Source organism: Williamsia sp. (assembly GCF_036566845.1).
Taxonomy (GTDB): Bacteria; Actinomycetota; Actinomycetes; order Mycobacteriales; family Mycobacteriaceae; genus Williamsia.
The window spans coordinates 26,192-42,369 of sequence record NZ_DATCVM010000132.1 but is presented as its reverse complement, the minus strand read 5'-3'; the positions used below and the strand labels follow the sequence as shown (position 1 = coordinate 42,369).

Below are 16,178 nucleotides of genomic sequence, written 5' to 3'. Positions count from 1 at the left end.
GCTACCACGCACCCCGGTCGCCCGCACACCCGTGACCCGCGAAGACCACCGGGTCATCGTGATCGGTTCGGGCTTCGGCGGCGGTGTGGCCGCCCTACGTCTGACCGAAGCGGGCGTACCGGTGACCATTCTCGAGCGCGGCCGGCGGTGGCCGACTGGGCCGAACTCCACGACGTTCCCAGTTGCGACGGCGCCCGACAAACGCATTCTCTGGCACAAAGGCGCACCACAACTGTTCGGCAAACCGGCCGTCTTCGAGCCGTACACCGGATTGATCGAGGCGGTGATCGGCGAGAACATGACCACCTTGTGCGCCGCCGGCGTCGGCGGCGGATCCCTTGTGTACCAAGGAATGACACTGCAGCCCGCCGAATCCGTGTTCAATGCCAACTTCCCCGAGGCCCTCGACTGGAAGACAATGGATCGGATCCACTATCCGCGTGTGGCGCAGATGCTGAAGCTCCAGGTGGCGCCTGATGAGTTGATCGCCACCCCCAACTACCAAGCTCCCAGGATGTTTGCCGAGAGCGCACGACGCGCGGGCCTCCCGGTGTCGAAGATCCCGATGCCGATCGACTGGAACTACGCACTCGACGAGCTCCGCGGCAAGATGAAGCCGTCGTACACCAACGGCGACGGCGCACTGGGCGTCAACAACGGCGGCAAACACTCGGTTGATGTCACGTACATCGCCGCTGCCGAGGCAACGGGCCTGGCGACCCTGCACACCCTCCATGAGGTCATCGACATCGAAAAGACCACTGATGGCCGGTGGAGACTGCACGTCGAACGGACCGACACCGACGGCACCGTGCTCGAGACGAAAATCCTGACGACAACCGCACTGGTGATGGCGGCAGGCAGCATGAACACAACAAACCTGCTGATGAGGGCCGCCGGCAAGGGAGCGATCGGCGACATGCCCGACGAACTCGGCGGAAACTGGGGCTCCAATGCGGACCGCATCTACCTGTGGACCAAACCGGCGTCCGGTTTCGGCACCCCGCAGGGCGGCCCGGTGGTCTACGGCAGCCGTAACTGGGACAGCCCGACATCCGCGTTCACGGTCATCCAGGCATCGATTCCCAATCTGGGGATCGACGCACGCACCACGGTGATGGTCGGCTTCGGCGTCAGCAGCTCCCGTGGGCGCTTCGCCTACGACGCGGCAACGGACAACGCGACACTGCACTGGCCCAGGGACGGTGACTCCGCCATCCAGAACGGTCACATCGGACCGGCGGTACAAAAGATCGCCGGCCCCGGAAGCGTGCTGACCGACACCAACCTCGTCTTCCCGTCGACGTGGCATCCACTCGGCGGCGCGAGCATGGGTTCGGTCTGCGACCTCGAGGGCCGGGTCCACGGCCAGAAGGGTCTCTACGTCCTCGACGGCGCACTGATGCCGGGCAACTCCGGAGCGTGCAACCCGTCGATGACCATCGCGGCTGTCGCCGAACGCGCGATGGACTACCTGGTCCGCGAGGACGTCGGCACCGTCATCTGAACGAAGCGGATGGCCGGCGAGGCACGCAAAGTTGGTCGGCCATTCGAAAATCCTTGTCACACATCATGATCAGCAACCCGAACATCGGGTGTTCAGTCGCGCGCGTGACAGCCCTCCGGCGGTCGACGTATCCCGGCCGAGCGCATAGGTCGGAGCCGATGCACCGGCCGATTCGCGTCACGGCCAGGTCCGAACAAAGAACTTGCACGTTCGCCCAAGGCTTCGACCACCAGAAACTTCGCGCATAACCGCAGGTCAGCGCACCGCACGAATAGTTTCGGATCAAAATTCGCCGTTGCGCTATCGGTTTCAGCCAATCCGTGCAACACTATGTGCAGGGGCGTGTTAATGCGTTCTGCAGGAAAAAAGAGAGAAGTACTTTAATATGGCACAGGGAACTGTGAAATGGTTCAACGGCGAAAAAGGCTTCGGCTTCATCGCCCCCGACGGCGGTTCGGATGACGTCTTCGTTCACTACTCCGAGATTCAGGGCGGCGGCTTCCGCACCCTCGAGGAGAACCAGCGAGTCGAGTTCGAGATCGGCCAGGGCGCCAAGGGCCCCCAGGCCACCGGAGTGACCGCGATCTAAGATCGCCAGACTTCAAAGAAGTGGGTCGACCAGCGAGAAATCGCCGGTCGCCCACTTTTTTTGCATCTGCGAGGTCGGTAGCGTGACTACCGACCTCGCCGCACGCACCACCCAAAGTGGTTCGCCCGCACAGGCATTGACCTAACTGATGTCAATCGCCGGTGAGCGCCATCTCGTGTGTCTGCAAGAGTTCCTGAGAACCACCCGGGCCTGTCCGAGCATGTTCGATCTGTACTGACGCGGTCTCACCTTCCAGCCGCAACAACATGACGCCGTTGTCGAACCACGGCCCGGCTTTTGTCTGCCAAGAGATCGCGTGGTCGTCGAGGCCCGCCCGGTGCGCGAGGAAATGCAGGAACTTCACCACAGGCCGCCTGATCGCAAGGCGATTGACCACGCGGATCGGCAGGTCCAGTGGGTTTCGGAACGGCGACATCGTCAATTGATACAACCTGGTGGTCTTCGGGACGCCCTCCCCCAGATCCGCTTCGGCGACGTAGGAACAATGCACATCGCCGGACAACCACATCGCTGTCGCCGGCGGTCGCGGACGGCTGACGACCTCACCGACCAGACCAGCCATGTCCTCGAATGACTTTCCGAACGCAGCCCAGTGCTCGAGATCGAGCGTGAGGCGCAACTTTTCCCCGATCTTGCCCCAGCGGCGACCCCAAGCACCTTGTGCCACAGCTTCATTCCATTGTTCGAGGTGATGAAGCGCAGGCAGCATCAGGTACGGCAGTGACGTTCCGAATACGATGTGCCGCGCCTCCGTGGTCAGGGCCTGCTCACGCAACCACGTCCATTCGGACTCATCGAGCATCGTTCGCCGCTCCGGGGTCAGATCGCGTGAGCACCGGGAATCGATCATGATGATTCGGGTGTTGGCCAGATCCCGGACGTAACTCCAGCGGGCCGAACTCGGTTCGCTGTCGGCCCGAAGTGAGAAGTCGGCCAGCAGCTTTTCCCGATCCTGCGGGGTCTTCGCCGATCGGACATCACGGTACAGCTCGTCCTTCTCCAGTTCGTCCGGGGACAAGTTGCCCAGATGTTGATAGATCCAGTACGACGAGAATGCACCGACTATGCGTCTGGGCCACCAGGACTTCTGCTCCATGTCCTCCCGCCAGTCCAGCGACGAGTTCCAGTCGTCGCGCAGGTCGTGGTCGTCGAGGATCATGCAGCTAGGGATGGTTGCCATCAGCCCGCTCACCTGCTCGGCTCCCCACGACTCCCGGTAGAGCCACGTGTACTCCTCGAAATCGCAGATCTCCTCGAAGACTTCCTCCCCGAGTTCGGGATCGTTCTGCGACTCCCGCCGCTGTCGCAGCTTCTCCTTGATCTCCGGCGAGGGGTCATCGGCGTACACCTGATCTCCGAGGAGTAGGAGCAGTTGCGGCCACAACTCGGCGTCTTGCTCCTTCACCCGTGCAGCCAACCCGGCGAGCCCGTCGGCACCGATCGCATCGAGTCGGTCGGTGTCATACGTGTCGCCCCGACGGCACGAACCGAAGGCCACGGTCAATGCGTCGTCGCGTGCGGCGGTCCGCAGCGTTCCGCCGGCCTCGGCGGATTCCGTCGAGGCCGAGGTGTCGGAGGTCGTCAGCGAGACCCTGTAGTCGATGGCGGTGCCGGACGGAAGGTCGACCAACCGCACGATGGCGAAGTGGTGGTCGTGCACGGCCCATGTGCTTTCCACTCCGCTGTGGCCGGTGGACGTCCGGACCTCGACGGTGCATTCGCCATCGGTTTCTACCCAGATGGTGGCGCGGCTGGTGTCGACGTATCGGAGGATCGGCCCGAGAACGAGCTCGGGGGTTTGTGTGCTCATCCCTCCCACGGTTCCACCTATCACCCCGTTCTGCACCATTTCCCTGGCGACTGCCGGGTCTGCCACGTCCGCGCGAGGAAGAGTAACGTCGCTGAGAAGCCTGGACAGCTGACTTTCGGAGCCGACCATGACCCCTTCACAGCCCACCCAACCGGCGCCCGTCGACATGGCCGAGCACCCATTCCTGTCGGGAGTGTTTGCGCCCCAACGGCAAGAGGTCGACGTCACCGGGCTCAGAGTCGTCGGCGACCTGCCGGCAGACCTGGTCGGCAGTTATCTGCGCAACGGCCCCAATCCCCGGTTCGATCCGGTCGGCAGCTACACCTATCCGATCGACGGTGACGGCATGATCCATCAGATCGACTTCGACGGCTCCACGGTGTCGTACCGTAACCGGTTCGTCCGCACACCGGCCGTGATCGCGGAGGAGGAGGTCGGGCGGGCGTTGTGGTCGGGATTGTTCGATCCGTACTTCCCGAACGAAGACGACCTCGACGGCGCCGAGAACACCGGCCGCGACCTCCCCGACATCCACGTCGTCAGACACGGCGGCCGACTGCTGGCGATGGCCGAAGCCGCGCGGCCCTATGCGCTCGATCCGTCCGATCTGTCGACCATCGGTGCCGAATCCTGCGATGGCGCAATGCTCGGCGGCAGCACCGCGCACCCGAAGATCGATCCCGCAACGGGCGAGATGTTGCTGTTCAACTATGCGTTCGAAGCCCCGTACCTGACGTGGTCTGTGGTCGGCCCGGACGGTCGGTGCACGCGCCCGCCCACCGCGATCAGCGGTGTCGACATGCCGATGATGATCCACGACATGGCCCTGACTTCGCGCTACGTGGTGATCTTTGTGTGCCCGCTCAAGTTCGACATCATCGCCTCGTTCACCACCGGCGCGTCGCCCCTGGAATGGCTTCCCGAGCGGGGAACCAGGATCGCCCTGGTCCCCCGCGACGGTTCGCCCGTGAAGTGGGTGGACGCCGACCCGTTCTGGGTATGGCACTTCGCGAACGCATTCGACACCGAAAACGGCGAGGTGGCAGTCGATTACGTTCGCTGGAACGAGCCGACGCACCTCGGTTTCACGGCCGCACCGGCGGTCGCCAACATCACCCGGACCGTGCTCGATCCGGCCACCGGCCGGATCAGCCACACCACGCTCAGCGACTCGATGGTCGAGTTCCCCCGCATCGACGACCGGGCGCTGACGCGGCCGCACAACGCCATCGCCTGCTCCGGACAACTCCCCGGCGGGCTGCCCGGCACCGACACTCTGTTTGTCCACGACCTGGCCGCCGGTCGCCAAACCCATTGGGACTCAGGGACAGTGTGCGTGGGTGAGCCGATTTTCATGTCAGGTGACGCGCACGGTTACTGGGGCACCATCGGCACCGACCGGGCCACCATGACGTCGGCGTTCTACGTCTTCCCCACCGACGATCCGGCCTCCGGTCCGTTGTGCTCGGTGGAACTCCCGATCAGGGTGCCGGCCGGACTACACGGCGCCTGGGTGCCCGGATCGCCGATTTAGGCGCTACTTCAACTGGAACTTCACCGTGACCGAGAAACTGACTGTCTGTTGGCCGGGTTCGAGTGGAACCGAGCTGTCGAGCATTGATCGCTGTTGCTCGGACGCCTGCACCGCCTGTCCTGATGTTGTCTCGTCGATGGTGAGCACCGCGCCGAGGTCGTCACCCGAGAGATTCGCGTATTGCTCGGCACGGCCACGGGCGTCGTTGAAGGCCTCTTCCCTGGCGTTCGAGACAAGCTGGGAATCATCCTCGATCACAAACGACACGTTGCTGATCCGCACGGCATCCCCGCCGGCCTCCACCGCAACCTTGAGCACGTCAGAGCCCTTCGCCAGTTCGTGGATGTTCACCCGGATCGAATTGGTGGCCCGGTAACCCGAGATCTGGCTCGAACCACCCGGAGCCGGATTGGTGAAGTCGGGTGAGACCGTGACCTGTTGGGTCTGAACATCTTCCCGCGGCACACCGGCATTGACCACCGCATCGGTCACGGCTGTGATCTGGGAGTTGGCCGCGTTGATCGCGCTCGAGACGTCGTCTCCGGTTGCCTCCACACCGATGTCCACGCGCAGTGTGTCGGGGGCGCCCTTGACCTCTCCGCTGCCGACCACCGTCACCGACCGTTGATTCACCGGATCCGACGGCTTGTCGTCACCGCACGCCGCGAGCCCGAGCATCAACACGGCCGAACCGGCAACGGCGAGGACGGCCTGGCGGCGGTGTCGGCGAAGGTTCAGCACGCGCCCGCGGGCAACTGGTCGAGGTTTTCTGATATTCACGTGGCGACTGTACCGAGGATTGTCGCGGCGACGTCGAAATCGACGGCGTTTGGCAGGTGTCCATCGTGCCCGGGTCGACGAATGACCCTGATCTCATCCTTCGGACGGACGCCACACTCCCATTCCCAGGAACGTGATCACGATCTGTTTCTCCGTCCGGCGGATCAGCTCTTCTTCTTCGCGGGTGTTCCGTGGATCCAGTTCGACGAGCTCGGCAACGGCGTGGAGCATCACCGTGACGATCAGGTCGCCGGCGATCTCGAGGTCGTCGGCCGGCCAGTCAGCCAGTTCGGGTATACGGGAGAGGTCGATGGCCAGCTCACGGGACAGCAGCTTCAGCTCGGTGTCGATGGCGCGGCGGACCTCGGTGATCCCGCCGTACTGCTCGCGAACCAGGAACCGGAACTGCGATTCGTTGGCGCGGGCCTGACGGACCACCACGGCCAGCGATTCCTTCGCGGTGGGAACGGCGGCGCGGGCGGCGAGGTCGCGGCGACCGTCACGCAACATGCGCCGCAGGGTCCGCATCGCGTCTTCGACGAGTGTGACGCCGACCTCTTCCATCGAGGCGAAGTGCCGGTAGAAGGCGGTCGGGACGATGCCGGCCCGCTTGGTCACCTCTCGCAGGCTGATCGACGCGAAGCTGCGTTCACCCACCAGTTCGAGCGTCTCGTCGAGCAACGCCTGCCGTGTCCGGCTCTTCTGCTCCGCGCGGGTCCGGGTCACCTCGGCAACACGCTCGGATGACGCAGCACCTCGCCGGGCTCCGGCATGGACGCTCGGGCTGTGATGTTTGGAACTCCGTGACACGCAGTTGAGTGTACGTCCGTACACCAGCAACTTCGGCGACACCTGCCCGGAACGTGCTGGGCGTTACACAAACACCTCTTGACTGCAGGGGGTGCGGTGGTGCCACACTATTGGTGAACAGTCGTGCACTGAATGAAAGGACGCGAGCATGTCGAGAACTATTTCCAAGCTCCTCGGCTCCGTACTCGAAGCCGCCCTGACCCCTCACCCCGTCGATCGCTACCTCGAGTTGGTCGACCCTCGCATCACCTGGTCCGAACTGCGCGCGCAGGTGATCGCCGTCCAACATCGCTCCGATCGGTCGGTGACACTGCTGCTGCGGCCGACCCGACAGTGGACCGGATTCGACGCCGGGCAGTTCATCCAGCTCAGCGTCGTGATCGACGGCGTTCGACACACCCGGTGCTACTCGCCCGCGGGCAGTGCCACCCATCGCGATCACATCGAACTGACAGTGACCGCACACGACGACGGCTTCGTGTCCCGGCACCTGCGCAACCATGCGCGTCCGGGACAGGTCGTCGGACTGTCCCCCGCAGCCGGAACGTTCACGATGCCAGCCACGCGACCCTCGCAGATGACGTTCATCAGTGGCGGAAGCGGCATCACACCTGTGCTCTCAATGCTGCGAACACTTGTAGCGGAAAATTACCGCGGCCACGTCGATTTCATCCACTACGCCCGCGACACCACCGATCATCCGTACGCGCGTGAGCTCGAGGCGATCGCCGCCGACCACCCCGAATGGAACATCGACACCCGCTTCACGCGCCCGGCCGGCGACGCCTCGTTGTCGGAACACTTCCGTCCCGATCACCTCCCCAGCCCGTTGACGCCGGCCATCCCGATCTTCCTGTGTGGCCCATCCGCCCTCCACAGCAGCGTGCGCGAGCACCTGACCGAGATCGGCGCGCTCGACAACCTGCACACCGAGCAGTTCGTGCTGATCCCACCGGCTGCCGACGACGACGCACCGGCACACGGACAGCTCAGCTTCGCGGCCAGCGGGAAGGACACCCCCAACAGCGGCGGTTCCATTCTCGAGCAGGCCGAGAGTGTGGGCCTTCAGCCGGAGTTCGGCTGCCGGATGGGCATCTGCTTCTCGTGCACCGCGGTCAAACGATCCGGTCTGACCAAGAACATCCTCACCGGCGACACCGACGCCGAATCCGACCAACACATCCAGCTCTGCATCAGCAAGCCGGTCGGCGACTGCGTCATCGACATCTGACGCCGCGACGCCGGCCTTGCCTTCTCCCTCGACACCCTCAGGAGTCACCATGACCAAAGAACTCGTACTCACCCACGACCAGGTCGAAGAACTCGGCCGCGAACTCGATGCACTGCGCGCCCGGGTCGTTGCCGATCTCGGCGATGCCGATCGCGAATACATCTACTCCATCATCAAGACGCAGCGGGCCCTCGAAGTCGCCGGCCGCGCGCTGATGTACTTCCCGTTCGTCCCACCGGCTTGGCTCGCAGGCGTTGGGGCACTGAGTGTCTCGAAGATCCTCGACAACATGGAAATCGGGCACAACGTCATGCACGGCCAATACGACTGGATGCGCGAACCCGACCTGAACTCACGGGAATTCGAATGGGACACAGTGTGCCCCGCAGATCAGTGGCGACACAGCCACAACTACATGCACCACACCTTCACCAACATCCTCGGCCAGGACCGCGACATCGGCTACGGCATCCTGCGCATGGACCGCGACCAGAAGTGGAACCCCTACTACCTCGGCAACCTCGCCTGGGCCAGTGCCCTGATGATGTTGTTCGAATGGGGCGTGATGCTGCACGACCTCGAGACCGAGAACCTCCTGAGCGGCAAACGCAAGTGGACCGACGTCAAAGGACTGGTGAAGGGCATGTGGCGCAAGGCCAGCCGACAGGTGCTCAAGGATTACGTGATCTTCCCCGCGCTCACCGGACCGTTCTTCGTCAGCACCCTGGTGGGCAATGCCGGCGCCAACATCGCCCGCAACCTGTGGACGTTCTCGATCATCTTCTGCGGCCATTTCCCTTCTGGTGTACAGACTTTCACTCAGGAGGAGACCAAGGACGAGACCCGTGGCCAGTGGTACCTGCGACAGATGCTGGGTTCGGCGAACATCACCGGCACCCCGCTGTTCCACATCATGAGCGGCAACCTCTCCCACCAGATCGAACATCACCTGTTCCCGGACATCCCGGCCAATCGCTACCCGCAGATCTCCGGGGAGGTTCGTGAGCTGTGCGAACGTTACGGATTGCCTTACAACACGGGCAGTTTCAGCCACCAGATCGGGTCGACCTGGCGGAAGATCGCCCGGCTCTCACTCCCCAACTCCTGGGTCTCTGACGACGCGCAGTTCAGTGTTAAAGTCGAAGCGAAAGTTGCCGCCTGACACCGCATAATCCGATGAATCGGGACAATCCCGACATCGCCACGGAAGGCCCTCATGGTCTCGCAATTCGAACGCAACAAAGACATGGCCCAGGAGCTGATCGAGCAGACCGCCCATCGGGTCGGCCGGATCGCGTCGATCATCACCGGAGCCGTCATCGACGTGACCCGGGAGATCGGAGACCTGGTCACAGACGGTTTCGAGATGCGCGAGGCCGCCAAGCGGGCTCGCCTCGACGAGGTCGACCCCACAGACCGTCCGGTCACATAGTGAACGCGCCGGTATACGCTCGGCGCAATCTTGCGATGGCGATCCTGGCCTTCGCAATGTTCATGGATCTCATGGACGTCACGATCGTCAATGTTGCGATCCCTTCGATCCGTGACGACCTCGACGCGTCACCGGCGCAGATCGAATGGCTGGTCGGGGGCTATGTGCTCGCGTTCGCGGCAGTCCTCATCACGGCCGGACGCCTCGGCGACCGCTACGGGCGCCAGAAGGTTTTCCTTGTCGGCATCATCGGTTTCACCCTGGCGTCGGTCCTGGCCTCCACCGCGCAGACCGCTGACATCCTGGTGGCGTCGCGGGTACTCCAGGGGTTCTTCGCCGGGCTGATGGTGCCGCAGGTACTCGCCAACGTCCAGGTGCTCTACCGTCCCAAAGAGCGCGCACCAGTGTTTGCGATCCTCGGGACCATCACCGCCATGGCGGCCGTCATCGGTCCGGTCCTGGGTGGCTGGCTTGTCACCGAGAATCCGCTGGGTGGTGAGTGGCGCGCGATCTTCTTCATCAATGTGCCGATCGGTGTGATCATCGCAGTGGCCGGATGGCTCCTGATCCCCGACACCAAGTCCGAGTCGGTCACCGATCTTGATCTCGTGGGTGTTGTGCTTGCCGTAGGCGGTGTCCTGTTGCTCGTCTATCCATTGGTCGAGGGACGTCAGCTGGGCTGGCCCGCCTGGTCGTTTGTGTTGATGGCACTGTCTCCGGTGGTGTTGACGGCCTTTGTTTTCCAGCAACGCCAGCGAACGGCCGAAGGCAGCGCGCTCATCCCGTTGCGACTGTTCGGCAACCGTGGATTTGTTGGTGGTTCCGCCATCCAATTTCTGTTCCAGGGCTCCATCACGTCCTTCTTCCTGATCCTGGCGCTCTACGTACAGGTCGGACTCGGTTTCGAGGCGATCACGGCCGGCGCGATGACGTTGCCGTTCAGTATCGGTGCGGTGATCGCCGCCGGCATCGGCGCGGCTCTGACCACCAAACTCGGACGGACGCTGCCGTTGATCGGCGGCATCATGATGAGTTCGGGCACCGCGTGGACGATCTTGGTGATCCGGTCCGCCGACGCAGACTTCTCGAGCTGGGACACGGTGGTGCCGATGGCCCTGGCCGGCCTTGGCCTGACCATCATGCTGGTCCCCCTTCTCGATATCGCTTTGTCCACGGTCGACGTGTCCGATTCCGGCGCGGCATCGGGCACGTTGAACACGTTTGCCCAGGTCGGCGGAGCCGTGGGGGTGGCCGTCACCGGCGTCCTCTTCTTCGGGGAGGCCGGAACCTACACCCAGCCAGAACTTCTGCACGCGCTGACGGTCGCAGCCTGGGTCCCGATCTGTGGTTACGCACTCTGTGCCGCGGCCAGCTTCTTGCTCCCCGGACTCGGTGCCGTCAAGAAGCACGCCGAAGAACAAGAACGCCTCGCCGAACTCGAAGAACCCACCCCCGCCTGATCCCCTCCCAAACCCGATGATGTGGTCTTTTGGCGGCGCCGACCTGGCCTTTTGTTCGCCAAAACGGCACATCATCGGGTTTGGGGCGCGGTGGGTCCAAGTGTTGGGGTGCCGCTGACCGATGGGTAGCCTAGGGATCGTGCTGACTTTTCCGAACCCGGTCAACGACTACGCCGCACGGTCGACCGCGGGCCTGGTGGTGGTGCTCGCCATCGTGGCGATCGTGATCAACAATCCCGTTGTCTACTCGCTGCTGGCGATCGGTTTCGCCCTGCGGGTGGCGTCGGGTCCCACGCTCTCACCGTTCGGGCAACTGTCGGTGCGCGTCATCGTCCCGCACCTCATCAAGAAGACAAAGCTGGTCCCCGGGCCGCCGAAACGCTTCGCCCAGACGATCGGGCTGGTGTTCAGCGGTTCCGCGTTGGTCCTCTCGCTCCTCGGCTTCGGACTCGCCGCGCAGATCGTGACCGGACTGCTCGTGGTCGCGGCGCTGCTGGAAGCTGTATTCGGATTTTGCCTGGGCTGCACCATCTTCGGATTCTTGCAGCGCGCCGGTGTGATCCCGGAGAGTGTGTGCGAGGCGTGCAATAACATCCCGCTGCGCCCGCCGGTCGGCCAGCAATCCTGACGCGAACCCGGTCGAGGTCAATCGAGCAGGGAGAGCGCGATTCCGTCGAGGATGTCGTGTTCGGAGACAACCAGATCGGTGATACCGGTCCGTGCGCCGATCATGTGGGCGAGTTCGAGGGTGACGAGCGATCCACCGCCGATGACGTCGACGCGTCCGGGATGCATCGGGCCGAGAGCCGCACGCTGCACGCGCGGCATCCGGACCAGATCCGAGCACACCTTCGACAAGTCCTCGAAGCTGATCCGCGACAGATGGATCAACTCGGAGTCGTATTCCGGCATCTCTGCGGCCAGTGCGGCCAACGTGGTCATCGTTCCGGCAACACCCACAAATGTCTTCGCGCCGTTGATGTCGACGTGTGAAAATGCCTCGCCGAGAAGATCTTTGATCATGTCGGTGGCATCGTCGATCTCCGCATCGGTAGGCGGATCGCTGTGCAGGCATCGTTCGGTCAACCGGACACAGCCGACATTGGCCGAATACGCGGCATGCACGCCGTCGGCATCGCCCATCACCACCTCGGTGGATCCACCGCCGAGGTCGACAACCACAAAGGGACCCTCTGCGGGGTCGAGATCACCGACAGCACCGGCAAACGACAACCGTGCCTCCTCGTCACCGGAGATGACTTCGGCCATCGCACCCGGGACGAGGGCGCCGAGCAGCTCGCGGGTCATCGCGAAGAACTCGTCGCGATTGGCGGCATCGCGGGTCGCCGATGTGGCGACCATCCGAACCGCACCGACGCCGTGGGACTGCATGATCGTCACATAGTCGGCCAGCGCGACGCGGGTCCGTTCGATGGCCTCCTCGGCAAACGAGCCCGTCGCATCCACACCCTGCCCGAGCCGGACAACACGCATCTCGCGGTGCAGATCGATCAGCCCGCCATCGCCGGCACGGGCGACCAGCAGTCGGATCGAGTTGGTGCCGCAATCAACCGCCGCGACAATGTCGGTCATGAATCCTCTTCGCGCGGAGCCAGTTCCGGCCAATCCGCCGGGATGGCACTGCCGCGCAGGCCGGCCGCGGCCGCCAGCGACACCGCCTCGTCGCCAAAGGGATTGACGCCGGGCCCCTTCGCGAGCGAGTGCGCGATCAGCACGTGCAGGCACTTCACCCGGTCCGGCATGCCGCCGCCGGTGAAGTCGGTGCCCAGCGATTCGATGGCGTCGCGTTCGGCCAGGTACGACTCGTGTGCGCGGCGGTACTGCGCCGCCAGGTCCGGATCGGCCGCGAGACGGGCGGTCATCTCCCGCATCACACCGGCCGATTCCTGGCGACTCGCCTCCGCGGTCAGCCGTGGATCGGTCAAGTAGAAGAGCGTGGGAAACGGTGTGCCGTCCGGCAACCGGGGCGCGGTCTTGACCACCGCCGGCCGTCCGTCGGGGGTGCGGTAGCTGACCTCGAGGACTCCGCGCGGCAACCGTCCGAGCTGCTTGGCGATGACGTCCAGGTCACCTTGGGAGACTGACTGATTGGCTTCTGTATTGCTCATTTTTTCTCGGGCACCGATACCGAATCCCACAGGTTTGTGTACCAGGGGTTCGCGGCCTGCTTCTCCGCCTCACGCTCTTCGTCCGTCTTGCCCGGCGGTACCGGGTACTGCATCAGCAGGGCATTCTCCCCTGGCATCACAAACTGCAGCCGTTCGCGCGCCTGCGCTTCGATGTACGCCGGGTCGCTCTGTTCTGCGACCTTCTCTTCGTAATCCCGAACCTCTTGTTCGAGTTGCGCGTTGCTCGCCCGCACCTGGTCGAACTCGGTCTGCTGCGACAGGTACGTCCGCATGGGAACGGCCAGTGACAGCGCCAGCAGGCTGAGAACGGCCGCGAGCACCACAGCACGCTTAGGGTTGATCGCCTCCCACCGCGACGACAACGCTGCCGCGGTACGCGGCAACGTCATCGTCGGCGATGCAGAGGTACGCGTGCTCTCACGAGCCCGGGTGGGGCCGAGGACACCGCGACTGCGTGTCCCCGACCGGGTCGGGCCCGCTCCGCCGTCGGCCGGTCCACGTCCACGACGGGGTCCCTCTGGAGATCCCGTTCGGCGACTTCGTCTTTCAGCCATGGCTTGCGCGTTTCGTCAACTTCTCGGAAGGGTCCGCTCAGCCCTCGAACGAAAAGCGCGGGAAGGCAAGATCACCGGCGTACCGGGCGGCATCTCCCAAGCCCTCTTCGATGCGGAGCAGCTGGTTGTACTTGGCCACACGCTCGCTGCGAGCCGGCGCGCCGGTCTTGATCTGGCCACAACCACACGCCACAGCCAGGTCGGCGATGGTGGTGTCTTCGGTCTCACCCGAACGGTGGCTCATCATCGTCTTGTAGCCACTGTTGTGTGCCAGAGCCACCGCGTCGAGAGTCTCGGTGAGGGTGCCGATCTGGTTGACCTTCACCAGAAGGGCGTTGGCGGCGCCACGATTGATGCCGTCCTCGAGACGCTCGGGGTTGGTGACGAACAGATCGTCGCCGACCAGCTGGATCTTGTCGCCGATGGCCTCGGTGAGCGCGATCCAGCCGTCCCAGTCATCTTCAGACAGTGGGTCCTCGATTGACACCAGCGGGAACTCGGTGAGCAGCTGTGCGTAGAACTCGGCCATCTCCGCGGCCGTGCGGGTGCTGCCCTCGAATGCGTAACCCTTGCCCTCGGTGTGGAACTCCGTGGCCGCGACGTCGAGTGCGAGCGCGACATCGGTTCCCAGCTTCAGGCCGGTGTTGCCGATGGCCTCGCTGATCAGCTCCAGCGCTGCGCGGGTTCCGGCGATGTCCGGCGCGAAGCCACCCTCGTCACCGAGACCGGTCGACAGACCCTTGGACTTGAGGACGGACCGCAGTGAGTGGTACACCTCGGCGCCCCAGCGCAGGGACTCCTTGAACGTGGGCGCACCGATGGGAGCGACCATGAACTCCTGGACATCGACGCCGGTGTCGGCGTGGGCACCACCGTTGACGATGTTCATCATCGGGACCGGCAGGATGTGTGCGTTCGGTCCGCCCACGTAGCGGAACAACGGGAGTCCGGCCGATTCCGCAGCGCCCTTGGCCACGGCCAGGGAGACACCCAGGAGTGCGTTGGCACCCAGACGGGACTTGTCGGGGGTTCCGTCGAGATCGAGCAGCGCCTGGTCGACCAGTCGCTGGTCGTCGGCCTCGATACCGATCACGGCGGGGGCGATCTCACCGAGAACGGCCTCCACGGCCTTCAGGACACCTTTGCCGCCGTAACGATCGCCACCGTCCCGGAGTTCCACTGCCTCGTGCTCTCCGGTCGACGCGCCCGAGGGCACGGCCGCGCGGGTGAATGTCCCGTCGTCCAGTACAACTTCGACCTCGACTGTCGGGTTGCCCCGCGAGTCCAGAATTTCGCGGGCTCCGACCTGATCGATGCTGGCCACGGCTCATCTCCTTCAGCTGTTGATCACTGCACGTTCACGCCCGCACCGAGGAGGTGGCGCGTATCGCTTTAGAGAGTAGTGCCCAACCGGGCCAGACATCGATTGACGCACCGATGCCGGCGAGATATCGATCTGCTCAGTAGGCGACGTTCACCGAATAGGCGTTTGCGTGGTCCCGGACGTCGAGGACGTATTGCATCGAGTTGTTGTAGACCTTGACCGCCTTCTCCCACCCTTCCGGCGTGGTCAGGTCGCCACCGGAGACGCAGAGATAACGCGCGGCCGACAGCGCTGCGTCGTCGATGTTGTCGACATCGACCACGCCGTCTCCGTTCGCGTCGACCCCGAAACGTTCCCATGTCGCCGGGATGAACTGGAACGGTCCCATCGCCCGGTCGAGCTGATCGTCGCCGTCGAGCAGACCGCCGTCGGTGTCGTGGATCTTGGCGTTCCCCGCGGTCCCGTCCAGGGGTACCCCGCGGATCTCCGGTGAGACGTCGCCGTTGGCGGCCACCTGCGCCCCGCGGTACTGCCCGTGCTTGCTCTCGACACCGGCGATGCCGGCGAGAGTTGTCCAGGCGATACCGCATTCGGGGTGCTGCTGACGCTGGATCTCCGCGGCGTTGCCGTAGGCCTCGACCGCGACGAGCGGGATGCTGGTCTGTTCGGAGATCGGGGTCGCCCATTCGCGAACGAGCTCGGCGGTTCGGCCGGGTGCGTTGATGTCGAAATATGGGACCGGCGCACCGGGATTGGGCGGAATCCCCTCCGGGATGACAACGTCCGGTTTGGAGGGCAGATCGAGGCATCCGGCCGTCATGACCAAGACGCCGGCGGCGATACCCGCGAGCGCCGCCCGTCGGGCGATCGATCGCCGGCCACTCCGCGACTCTCGCCCGCGCCCAGACACCACCGTAATCCTCACTTCGTCATCTTCGACAATGGCGCCAAGTATGCGGCCACTGCTCCACTGTGC

At 64.2% G+C, this 16,178-nt stretch carries 16 protein-coding genes; 8 read left to right on the top strand and 8 right to left on the bottom strand.

Going from position 1 to position 16,178, the window contains the following annotated elements:
- The first annotated feature begins 31 nt into the window (after nucleotides 1-31).
- Nucleotides 32-1,507 (top strand): GMC oxidoreductase, encoded by a 1,476-nt coding sequence (locus VIQ49_RS12595; protein ID WP_331885022.1) that lies wholly within the window; start codon nucleotides 32-34, stop codon nucleotides 1,505-1,507.
- Between the two features lie 385 nt (nucleotides 1,508-1,892).
- Entirely contained in the window at nucleotides 1,893-2,096 is a 204-nt protein-coding gene (locus VIQ49_RS12590) for a cold-shock protein (RefSeq protein WP_020108824.1), read from the top strand.
- A 151-nt stretch (nucleotides 2,097-2,247) separates the two neighbouring features.
- Here VIQ49_RS12590 and VIQ49_RS12585 read toward each other — a convergent pair whose 3' ends face one another.
- Nucleotides 2,248-3,927 carry an alkaline phosphatase D family protein gene (locus VIQ49_RS12585; RefSeq protein ID WP_331884999.1) on the bottom strand — a complete coding sequence of 560 codons (1,680 nt, stop codon included), beginning with the start codon at nucleotides 3,925-3,927 and terminating at the stop codon, nucleotides 2,248-2,250.
- A 127-nt stretch (nucleotides 3,928-4,054) separates the two neighbouring features.
- On the opposite strand from VIQ49_RS12585, the gene VIQ49_RS12580 reads away from it, so the two are divergent.
- Nucleotides 4,055-5,461 carry a carotenoid oxygenase family protein gene (locus VIQ49_RS12580; protein ID WP_331884997.1) on the top strand — a complete coding sequence of 469 codons (1,407 nt, stop codon included), beginning with the start codon at nucleotides 4,055-4,057 and terminating at the stop codon, nucleotides 5,459-5,461.
- A 3-nt stretch (nucleotides 5,462-5,464) separates the two neighbouring features.
- Here the strand turns inward: VIQ49_RS12580 and VIQ49_RS12575 are convergent, their stop codons facing one another.
- Both VIQ49_RS12575 and VIQ49_RS12570 read right to left on the bottom strand, forming a co-directional pair.
- The gene (locus VIQ49_RS12575) at nucleotides 5,465-6,202 is read right to left on the bottom strand and encodes an SIMPL domain-containing protein (RefSeq protein WP_414731627.1); all 738 of its coding nucleotides are present in this window, start codon (nucleotides 6,200-6,202) and stop codon (nucleotides 5,465-5,467) included.
- A gap of 132 nt (nucleotides 6,203-6,334) precedes the next feature.
- Nucleotides 6,335-7,051: a TetR family transcriptional regulator gene (locus VIQ49_RS12570; RefSeq protein ID WP_331884995.1), complete on the bottom strand. Its 717-nt coding sequence runs from the start codon at nucleotides 7,049-7,051 to the stop codon at nucleotides 6,335-6,337.
- Nucleotides 7,052-7,199: 148 nt separating this feature from the next.
- On the opposite strand from VIQ49_RS12570, the gene VIQ49_RS12565 reads away from it, so the two are divergent.
- From VIQ49_RS12565 to VIQ49_RS12545, 5 genes are all read left to right on the top strand, one after another.
- Nucleotides 7,200-8,282 carry a ferredoxin reductase gene (locus tag VIQ49_RS12565; protein WP_331884993.1) on the top strand — a complete coding sequence of 361 codons (1,083 nt, stop codon included), beginning with the start codon at nucleotides 7,200-7,202 and terminating at the stop codon, nucleotides 8,280-8,282.
- A gap of 49 nt (nucleotides 8,283-8,331) precedes the next feature.
- Nucleotides 8,332-9,444: an acyl-CoA desaturase gene (locus VIQ49_RS12560; protein WP_331884991.1), complete on the top strand. Its 1,113-nt coding sequence runs from the start codon at nucleotides 8,332-8,334 to the stop codon at nucleotides 9,442-9,444.
- A gap of 54 nt (nucleotides 9,445-9,498) precedes the next feature.
- Complete coding sequence (locus VIQ49_RS12555) at nucleotides 9,499-9,714, top strand: hypothetical protein (protein WP_331884989.1); 216 nt, start codon at nucleotides 9,499-9,501, stop codon at nucleotides 9,712-9,714.
- Nucleotides 9,714-11,174, top strand: coding sequence for an MFS transporter (locus VIQ49_RS12550; protein WP_331884987.1), 1,461 nt, complete (start codon nucleotides 9,714-9,716; stop codon nucleotides 11,172-11,174). The genes VIQ49_RS12555 and VIQ49_RS12550 overlap by 1 nt, the downstream gene beginning before the upstream one ends.
- A gap of 121 nt (nucleotides 11,175-11,295) precedes the next feature.
- Nucleotides 11,296-11,802, top strand: coding sequence for a DUF4395 domain-containing protein (locus tag VIQ49_RS12545; RefSeq protein WP_331884985.1), 507 nt, complete (start codon nucleotides 11,296-11,298; stop codon nucleotides 11,800-11,802).
- A gap of 17 nt (nucleotides 11,803-11,819) precedes the next feature.
- Here the strand turns inward: VIQ49_RS12545 and VIQ49_RS12540 are convergent, their stop codons facing one another.
- The 5 genes from VIQ49_RS12540 to VIQ49_RS12520 all read right to left on the bottom strand — a co-directional run bounded on the left by VIQ49_RS12540 (nucleotide 11,820) and on the right by VIQ49_RS12520 (nucleotide 16,022).
- The gene (locus tag VIQ49_RS12540) at nucleotides 11,820-12,767 is read right to left on the bottom strand and encodes a Ppx/GppA phosphatase family protein (protein ID WP_331884983.1); all 948 of its coding nucleotides are present in this window, start codon (nucleotides 12,765-12,767) and stop codon (nucleotides 11,820-11,822) included.
- Nucleotides 12,764-13,303, bottom strand: coding sequence for a DUF501 domain-containing protein (locus VIQ49_RS12535; protein WP_331884981.1), 540 nt, complete (start codon nucleotides 13,301-13,303; stop codon nucleotides 12,764-12,766). Before VIQ49_RS12535 ends, VIQ49_RS12540 begins: the two co-directional genes overlap by 4 nt.
- Nucleotides 13,300-13,713: a septum formation initiator family protein gene (locus VIQ49_RS12530; RefSeq protein ID WP_331884979.1), complete on the bottom strand. Its 414-nt coding sequence runs from the start codon at nucleotides 13,711-13,713 to the stop codon at nucleotides 13,300-13,302. The genes VIQ49_RS12535 and VIQ49_RS12530 overlap by 4 nt, the downstream gene beginning before the upstream one ends.
- 202 nt (nucleotides 13,714-13,915) lie before the next feature.
- Nucleotides 13,916-15,202: a phosphopyruvate hydratase gene (gene eno, locus VIQ49_RS12525; protein ID WP_331884977.1), complete on the bottom strand. Its 1,287-nt coding sequence runs from the start codon at nucleotides 15,200-15,202 to the stop codon at nucleotides 13,916-13,918.
- A gap of 136 nt (nucleotides 15,203-15,338) precedes the next feature.
- A complete protein-coding gene (locus tag VIQ49_RS12520) occupies nucleotides 15,339-16,022 on the bottom strand; it encodes a lytic transglycosylase domain-containing protein (protein WP_331885018.1) in 684 nt (227 codons plus the stop codon).
- Nucleotides 16,023-16,178: the final 156 nt, after the last annotated feature.

What these genes read in the sequence shown, in the direction of transcription:
- VIQ49_RS12590 (WP_020108824.1), top strand. Translation starts at nt 1,893, where the DNA reads ATGGCACAGGGAACTGTGAAATGGTTCAACGGCGAAAAAGGCTTCGGC.
- VIQ49_RS12585 (WP_331884999.1), bottom strand. Translation starts at nt 3,927, where the DNA reads ATGAGCACACAAACCCCCGAGCTCGTTCTCGGGCCGATCCTCCGATAC.
- VIQ49_RS12580 (WP_331884997.1), top strand. Translation starts at nt 4,055, where the DNA reads ATGACCCCTTCACAGCCCACCCAACCGGCGCCCGTCGACATGGCCGAG.
- VIQ49_RS12565 (WP_331884993.1), top strand. Translation starts at nt 7,200, where the DNA reads ATGTCGAGAACTATTTCCAAGCTCCTCGGCTCCGTACTCGAAGCCGCC.
- VIQ49_RS12560 (WP_331884991.1), top strand. Translation starts at nt 8,332, where the DNA reads ATGACCAAAGAACTCGTACTCACCCACGACCAGGTCGAAGAACTCGGC.
- VIQ49_RS12555 (WP_331884989.1), top strand. Translation starts at nt 9,499, where the DNA reads ATGGTCTCGCAATTCGAACGCAACAAAGACATGGCCCAGGAGCTGATC.
- VIQ49_RS12545 (WP_331884985.1), top strand. Translation starts at nt 11,296, where the DNA reads ATGGGTAGCCTAGGGATCGTGCTGACTTTTCCGAACCCGGTCAACGAC.
- VIQ49_RS12540 (WP_331884983.1), bottom strand. Translation starts at nt 12,767, where the DNA reads ATGACCGACATTGTCGCGGCGGTTGATTGCGGCACCAACTCGATCCGA.
- VIQ49_RS12535 (WP_331884981.1), bottom strand. Translation starts at nt 13,303, where the DNA reads ATGAGCAATACAGAAGCCAATCAGTCAGTCTCCCAAGGTGACCTGGAC.
- VIQ49_RS12530 (WP_331884979.1), bottom strand. Translation starts at nt 13,713, where the DNA reads ATGACGTTGCCGCGTACCGCGGCAGCGTTGTCGTCGCGGTGGGAGGCG.
- VIQ49_RS12520 (WP_331885018.1), bottom strand. Translation starts at nt 16,022, where the DNA reads ATGACGGCCGGATGCCTCGATCTGCCCTCCAAACCGGACGTTGTCATC.